The sequence below is a fragment of the Ruminococcus sp. CAG:57 genome, from assembly GCF_000435935.1.
Lineage (GTDB): Bacteria > Bacillota > Clostridia > Oscillospirales > Ruminococcaceae > Hominimerdicola > Hominimerdicola aceti.
Genome location: NZ_FR890740.1, coordinates 1 through 1836 on the forward strand (window position 1 = coordinate 1; position 1836 = coordinate 1836).

Genomic DNA, 1836 nt, shown 5'->3' on the forward strand with positions numbered 1-1836 from the left:
GAATTCGCATTACGGAATTAGTGATGTAATTGTTGATGCAGATGCAGTTAATTTATACTATGAGTATAAAGATAATCCCAATATGGACTTAAATGAATTGCTTAACAATTATTTAATAAAAATGAACAACAAGCAAAGATTTTCTGATTTTATATATAATATTACAGGTTCAAATGAACGATCTGATTTGAAAATACTTGCTACATCATATATTAGACCTCCTATGGATTTTCTTTCTGCTGGTTGCGTGTATAGTTCATCTACTTGTAATTTAATAACTGAAAATATGATATATGGTTTTGCAAGTGCATTTTGCGATTATTATTTTGACTTAGCTAATTGAGGTTTAGTATGAAAAAAGTATTGGTAGTTGTCGGCATTATTATTTCTGCAGTAATTATTTCAGGCATTATTGTTGGTTTGGGTAAGAATGAAAAAACACTGTTTAATGAAAAAATTGAAACTGATAATAATGTTTTAATTTCAATCAAAGTTATTGAAAGCAATAAAGGTTGGCAACCTGATAAAACTATGATTATATCCGATGAAAATGAGCATTTGATTAGATATGCCATTGGATTTGAGGACTATACCAATTATCTGCCAAGTTATTATTTTTGCTATGATATAAATCCCAATGAATATTTGGTATGGGTTTATCAGCAAAATGGTAATGAATTTATTTACTATTTCAATACCGATACACAAGAAAAATATATGCTGGATTATAATAACATTGGCAACAGGACGGAAACTTTTTATGTTGCTGTCGATAAAGTTATAAAGTCAAATTTTTTATCTAAAATAGATTCTAAAATCAGTAATATGAATAAATGGAATAGCTATTTGTCAAACACTTAGGAGAAATCAGATAGCACAGCGATTGTTTTTCAGATGTTGAGGAAATGTCCGGATTACTTGTTGATTCAGGCTACAATCCCATTAAACCCAATTATATGAAACCTGATACCGACGCAAATTTGAATCTGTTATGTTTGAAAATGTTAATTTCGAGAATAGTTATTTTTCGGATTGTTTATTTCACGATATTACAATAAATAACTGTAAGGGATTAAAAAACGCATTTTTTGAGAACATTAATTTTGGAACAATCGAAACACCCGTAATATTATCGGATGAAAAAGCTCTTCAATATCTACTTAACTATAATATTTAGCTATTGCTATTATTTTTGCCGTACAGACTAAAATCTGTACGGCAAAAATAAAAAGGAGAACTTACATGAAATTGCAAATTATACCTGGGGAAAGTGTTGGCAAATATAAGTTGGGAATGACATATCATAAGTTGATAAAAACTATTCAATTAGAAAATATTGCGTATAAGAAGATAGTATTACCAACTTGTATCAAAATTGTAACAAAGAATATGATGTTCTTACTGGTTAATAATGTTATTATGCAGATTACAGTATATGGGGATTTCAAAGGAACATTTAATGATACCATAGGTATAGGTTCTTCCTTGGCTGATGTTAAAGAATACATCGGTGACATCAAAACCGGTGAATATGATATTGTGCCGACTTATGAATTACGAGATATATCGGGTATATGCTTTGAATTAAAAGATGAAGATAACTGTGATGAATATAAAGTACCTATAGATGCAATCAGTATTTATTATCCGTAGGGGTTTAACTTGAGATTATGTTGTAAACACATAGGCATGCGCGTATATCAGCCAGAACCAAATGATTTGAAATATGATGTGCGGAGATGTGAAAAATGTGGCAGTGTATATTTGTTCAAAAACAATAAAGATAAGATTCTATTTATTTGATTGCTATAAGTGGAGTAATGATTCTTCGGAAGG

3 protein-coding genes are annotated in these 1836 nt (G+C 29.6%); all 3 read left to right on the forward strand.

Features of this window, described 5'->3' with window-relative positions; all coding sequences use genetic code 11:
- The coding region (locus tag QVO88_RS07370; protein WP_288177878.1) for a hypothetical protein at nt 1-343 on the forward strand (343 nt) is incomplete at its 5' end.
- Between the two features lie 8 nt (nt 344-351).
- Nucleotides 352-861 (forward strand): hypothetical protein, encoded by a 510-nt coding sequence (locus QVO88_RS07375; RefSeq protein ID WP_022287857.1) that lies wholly within the window; start codon nt 352-354, stop codon nt 859-861.
- Between the two features lie 381 nt (nt 862-1242).
- Entirely contained in the window at nt 1243-1653 is a 411-nt protein-coding gene (locus QVO88_RS07380; RefSeq protein WP_022287858.1) for a hypothetical protein, read from the forward strand.
- Nucleotides 1654-1836 lie beyond the last annotated feature (183 nt).